We start from the raw sequence: 4,794 nt of genomic DNA on the forward strand, positions 1-4,794 counted from the left end.
TGGTATGAAAGCAAAAACATGTGATGAACTGTATAAATCCATTGGAAAAGCATTAAGTTGTATCACACAAAAAGACGCTGAAGGATGGTTTAAATCCTGTGGATATGTAAAAAGTTAAAAGCAAAATACTCTAGCCCGCATCGGCGCGAACATCAATCAGCTCGCGAGATGGGCCAATACCTGCAAGCGAGCAACGGAAGCCGTGGAAGTATTGACGGCGCTGGCAGGCATCGAACGGCGTATTGCAGAGTTCGCATCATGCGCTTCAGCGGAAAATGAACCGGAGGCCGAGCCATGCTGATGAAGATCTTTCCGCACGGCACCGGAGAAGGCGACAAGCCCAGCCGCTATCTTGTGCGCCCGGACTATCCGGGGAGAGACACAGCCCCGCCTCAGGTGCTGCGCGGCGATCCCGCCATGACCCGCGCGCTTGTCGACAGCATAGAGCGGCGATGGAAATTCACCTCCGGCGTTCTGTCGTGGCATCCTGATGAGAAGATCAGCGAGGCACAGGAAGAGGAAGTCATGGACGCTTTCGAGCGCGTGGCCTTCGCCGGACAGGAAGCGGATCAGCGCAATATCCTCTGGGTGCGGCATACCCATGCCGGGCATCACGAGCTGCATTTTCTGATTCCGCGACTGGAACTTTCCAGCGGCAAGGATTTCAACGCCTGCCCTCCCGGCTGGCAAAAAGACTTTGCTGTCTTCCGTGACCTGTTCAACTGGCGCGAAGGCTGGGCGCGGCCCGATGACCCGGCACGGGCGCGGGACGAGCTTCCGAAAAAGGCCGACCTGTTCAAGGCGCGAATGGCCTGGGTGCGGTTAGAATTTCCGAATGCACTCAAGTGAAATATTAATTTTGATTGGGACATCTTGGATTGATGCCTTTCCTATAATTCTTTCACCATCCACAGTTCCTTCCACGGTCATGGAGTTTCCCCCCCACCCATATTGTATCCATCAGTTGCGTACTGCATACATGTCAACTTGGCAGAAAAGTCTTTCCCCTCGATGGCATAACTGCCATAAAAAGCATGGGTTTTGTCACTGCCATAAAATTTTCCATTGTCTATAAAGACTATACCCTCGTTCCTGTCGCCTGGGAGATTATAAACTGCCTTGTAAATTCCGTTCATGATCGTATCCTCCTTATAAGTATTTTAATTTTAAAAATTAATTATCATCGTCAAGTTGTCAATGGTAACGTCCATAGTAATTTATACGTTTTTGCTGAACCTTCGAGAATGGGTTGGGACTCTGTAAAGCGTCCCAAGGCTTTCCTTGGTGTTTTGGATTGTCAGGCTCTCAGAGCATTTTTTGATTGAAGTTGCCTAACTCGTCTCAGAAAGTCCAAAGATGTCTGATTAGAATGTAATTTCAATATGTTAATCAGGCATCTTTGCCTTATCCCATCCACAAAAATCCACCTGCATCCACAAAAACCGTTGGTAGACACGTTGGTAGTCTTTTGCTAGGTCTGGGCTGTCAATGACGGGATTTCCCAAGGTCGGGCAGTGCTGCACCCGGCCTTGGGAAACGGAGCGGGGTTCCCCTCTCAGCTACCGGCATATTTCTTGTAATACCTTGTATCAAAAGGTTTTTTCAGAAATATGTTGGTAGCAGTCAGTCCAGCCGTACCAAGAAACACCACTCTGGAGGTGGCCGGATGAAACTGACCGACACAGTCATACGGCATGTCATAGCCAACGGCAAGATTCAGATGCACTCGGACGGTGGGGGCCTGTTCCTCTACGTCACGCCCACGGGCAAAAAGTCATGGCGGTTGGCGTACCGCTTCGCGGGCAGGCAGAAGCTTCTTTCCCTTGGCCCGTATCCGTCCGTGAGCCTGCGCGAGGCGCGGGAAAAACGGGAAGAAGCCAAAAAGCTGCTACGGGAACATATCGATCCCAGCGAAGCCCGACGCCAGGCCAGAGAAGCGGCGGCGGAAGCGGCCCGCAACTCTTTCGAGGACGTGGCGCGGGAATGGCATATCAGGTATTCGCCGAAGTGGATCCCCGCATACCGAAAAGCAGTCATTCGCATTCTGGAGGAAAACCTCTTCCCCCACATTGGCAAACGTCCCATCAACGCTATTACCCCAAGGGAACTGCTGGCCGTTCTCCGGCAGGTGGAGGAACGGGGCGCGTTGACCATCGCCCACAAGGCGTTGCGTGATGCCGGACGGATTTTCCGTTACGCCGTTGTCACCGGCAGGGCGGAACATGACATTGCCGCCGATTTACGCGGCGCACTCGCGCCCACAGCCAACGGCCACCATGCGGCCATCACCGAACCCGTTGCCGTGGGCGAACTGTTGCGCAAAATCCACGCCTATGAGGGGAACTTTTTCATCTCCCGCGCCCTGCGTCTTGCGCCACTGGTTTTTGTCCGTGCCAATGAACTGATCCGTGCGGAATGGACGGAAATCAACCTTGAGGCGGCGGAATGGCGCATTCCGGCGGAACGGATGAAGATGAAGCAAATCCATGTCGTGCCGCTTTCGCGTCAGGCCCTGGCGATTTTCCATGAGCTGTATGAGAAAAGCGGCGATGGACGCTTTGTCTTTCCTGGCAACAGGGCGGGAACCAACGGCCCCATGTACAGAGGAGGTCCGTTGCGCGTCCTGCGGCAACTCGGCTGCGCCACCGGCGAACATACCTTTCACGGCTTCCGGTCAATGGCGTCCACGCTCCTGAACGAGCTTGGCTATAACACAGACTGGATAGAGCGCCAGCTTGCCCACTGTGAACGCAACGGCGTTCGCGCCGCGTACAACTATGCCGAGTATCTGCCGGAGCGGCGACGCATGGTTCAGGAGTACGCTGACTATCTGGATATGCTACGCGGAAAAGTACGATAGACGGGATAAAAAGCAAGACACGCCCCCGGCCCTGTTCCAGAGGTGCCGTCTCGGACAGGGGCGCTCTTTTATCTGTGCTACCTGTTTATGTTTTATCAAAGTCCCACTCAACACCCAATAATTTTTGTTTGTTTTGCCGCCTTTTCCCCGTTTGTTTTTTGAGGATCGGCAGGATTTTTTCGCGCCGCCGCCGACCATTCCGCAGGATTTGAGGTTGTCGCTTTCCAGCAAAAGCACCTTTTTTCCGTCAGCAAGCAGGGAGTCGATCAGGGCGAAAGATACCTTGCTTTTCCCCACGCCACCTTTGCTTCCGCCCACATAAAAAATCGACGCGTTTATGTTCACAACTTCTTATCCGGCAAATCCGGCACGATGAACGAGGTTCTTGCCGAAGCCGGTGGTTTTTGCGGGGAATTTCCTTTTTTTGTGCAGGAGCAACGTCCGCGCTGTCCGCAGTTTCAGAGAAAAATTTCTGAATAAGATATGCGGGAATGATGATGCTCTCATTCTTGAGCAGCTGACTCAGTTCTTTTGGCGAGTAACCTTTTTTGAGAGCGTTCCTGAAAGCTTTTTCCAGAAATTTGGCTGCGTCCGGTCTGGTTTTTCCGTCTTTTTTTTCGGCAAATTCATGAGTAGTTTCTTCGCCTTCGCGAGCTGTTCCATGTGTATTGTTGCGTTTGAAGCCATGTGTTTTTGCCTCCTCTGAGAAGAGAATATGGTCAATCGGCAGTAAAGATAAAATCTTGCATAAATCTACCACTCCACGATACGGGGTCGCCGTGGCAGGATGGAAGTTGTGCTACACACAACCCCATCCTGCCAAAGGGCTGCCGCCCTCTGGACTCCCCCGGAATGCTCGGCGCTGCGCTTCTCGCATTCCAAAGGCAAAAGACATGAAAGGCAGAAAGACGGAGGGCGGCGGCCGGAGCGCCGCCAGAAAATGGGTAACGATCCGTGTTACCGATATGGAAAAAGCACGCCTCATGGAGCAGGCGGACATCGCGGGACTGTCCCTGTCGGAATACGCGCGACGGCGTTTTTTCGGCGGAACGATTGCGGCCTGCACTGACGTGAAAACAGTGGGAGAACTGCGGCGGATCGGCGGTCTGCTCAAGCATAATTTTGCAACGCTCCGGCAGGTAAACGCGCCGCGCGGCATTATGGAAAAGCAGGAAGACGCCTTGCGGAAACTCGTGTGGTTGATTCAAAAAATCGGCATGGCCCTCAATGATCGTCAAAAAAAATCAAGAACCGGAAAATTGAAAAATCGAAGTCATGGCAGATAGGCGATTGGGTGGATGACCTCATTGCCTGATGCGCGACGGAGAGCGGAATTTCTTTGCGCTCAGGCCGAAAAAAGCGCGTGGCGGCAAGCCGCGTTTTGAAGCCTGGTTACGGGCGCAAGGCTTGTCCCGACAGGCCGGGCATTGGCGGCATCGCGCGGCATTTGAACAGACGAGACACAGCCCGCCCACGCTGCAACGGATAGCGGAGGAAGCGATAGCCATGCGCGAACTCGAGGACTTCAGAACGTATGCCGAGGCGGTCAATACGGAACGCTACCGCGTGACCTGTATCAAAATGGACGAGGACGGCGGGAAAAAGACCTTCATCCTGGACAAGAAAGGCGGCCTGACCAGAGGCTTTTCCCCGAACGAACTGGAGGCCCATCTGCCGGAAATGCTGCGCTTCCAGCGGCGCGGCGAAAATATCTACTACACGCCGCTGTCGGATGAGCGTCACCACATCCTCATTGATGACATGACCTAGGGTGTGTCGTCATTTGATTTTAGCCCAGATAGCTATGCAGCGAATATGAACTGCAGCAAGGAAGGAGGCGGTATTTTTTGCATATCTGGTAGCCACACCTCGCCACTGCTTCAAAACCTGAAATGCATTTTCAACAAGATGTCTCAATTTATACACGTAGTTGT

The 4,794-nt window shown here is 53.1% G+C and carries 8 protein-coding genes and 1 pseudogene; 5 read left to right on the forward strand and 4 right to left on the reverse strand.

What is annotated here, in order from left to right; all coding sequences use genetic code 11:
* Positions 1–139 precede the first annotated feature (139 nt).
* Positions 140–301 (forward strand): plasmid mobilization relaxosome protein MobC, encoded by a 162-nt coding sequence (gene mobC, locus G7Y51_RS13105; RefSeq protein ID WP_277424702.1) that lies wholly within the window; start codon positions 140–142, stop codon positions 299–301.
* A complete protein-coding gene (locus tag G7Y51_RS13110) occupies positions 295–849 on the forward strand; it encodes a relaxase/mobilization nuclease domain-containing protein (RefSeq protein ID WP_241160258.1) in 555 nt (184 codons plus the stop codon). Before mobC ends, G7Y51_RS13110 begins: the two co-directional genes overlap by 7 nt.
* A 77-nt stretch (positions 850–926) precedes the next feature.
* On the opposite strand, the gene G7Y51_RS13115 is transcribed toward G7Y51_RS13110, so the two are convergent.
* Complete coding sequence (locus G7Y51_RS13115; RefSeq protein WP_165178171.1) at positions 927–1,136, reverse strand: hypothetical protein; 210 nt, start codon at positions 1,134–1,136, stop codon at positions 927–929.
* Between the two features lie 530 nt (positions 1,137–1,666).
* Between G7Y51_RS13115 and G7Y51_RS13120 the strand changes: the two genes are divergently transcribed.
* Complete coding sequence (locus G7Y51_RS13120; protein WP_165178173.1) at positions 1,667–2,860, forward strand: integrase arm-type DNA-binding domain-containing protein; 1,194 nt, start codon at positions 1,667–1,669, stop codon at positions 2,858–2,860.
* Here G7Y51_RS13120 and G7Y51_RS13940 read toward each other — a convergent pair.
* Both G7Y51_RS13940 and G7Y51_RS13125 read right to left on the reverse strand, forming a co-directional pair.
* A complete protein-coding gene (locus G7Y51_RS13940; RefSeq protein ID WP_346773703.1) occupies positions 2,840–3,205 on the reverse strand; it encodes a hypothetical protein in 366 nt (121 codons plus the stop codon). The two genes, G7Y51_RS13120 and G7Y51_RS13940, sit on opposite strands and share 21 nt — an antisense overlap.
* A complete protein-coding gene (locus G7Y51_RS13125; RefSeq protein ID WP_165178175.1) occupies positions 3,108–3,620 on the reverse strand; it encodes a hypothetical protein in 513 nt (170 codons plus the stop codon). The genes G7Y51_RS13940 and G7Y51_RS13125 overlap by 98 nt, the downstream gene beginning before the upstream one ends.
* Before the next feature lie 133 nt (positions 3,621–3,753).
* Between G7Y51_RS13125 and G7Y51_RS13130 the strand changes: the two genes are divergently transcribed.
* Together G7Y51_RS13130 and G7Y51_RS13635 are read left to right on the forward strand one after the other, a co-directional pair.
* The gene (locus G7Y51_RS13130; protein ID WP_165178177.1) at positions 3,754–4,146 is read left to right on the forward strand and encodes a hypothetical protein; all 393 of its coding nucleotides are present in this window, start codon (positions 3,754–3,756) and stop codon (positions 4,144–4,146) included.
* Positions 4,147–4,366: 220 nt separating this feature from the next.
* The gene (locus tag G7Y51_RS13635; RefSeq protein WP_206214351.1) at positions 4,367–4,630 is read left to right on the forward strand and encodes a DNA-primase RepB domain-containing protein; all 264 of its coding nucleotides are present in this window, start codon (positions 4,367–4,369) and stop codon (positions 4,628–4,630) included.
* Positions 4,631–4,639: 9 nt separating this feature from the next.
* Here the strand turns inward: G7Y51_RS13635 and G7Y51_RS13140 are convergent.
* Positions 4,640–4,794: pseudogene (locus G7Y51_RS13140) on the reverse strand (IS5/IS1182 family transposase); the annotation flags it as partial.

The sequence above is a fragment of the Desulfovibrio sp. ZJ369 genome (genome assembly GCF_011039085.1).
In the GTDB taxonomy this organism is placed as follows: Bacteria; Desulfobacterota; Desulfovibrionia; order Desulfovibrionales; family Desulfovibrionaceae; genus Desulfovibrio.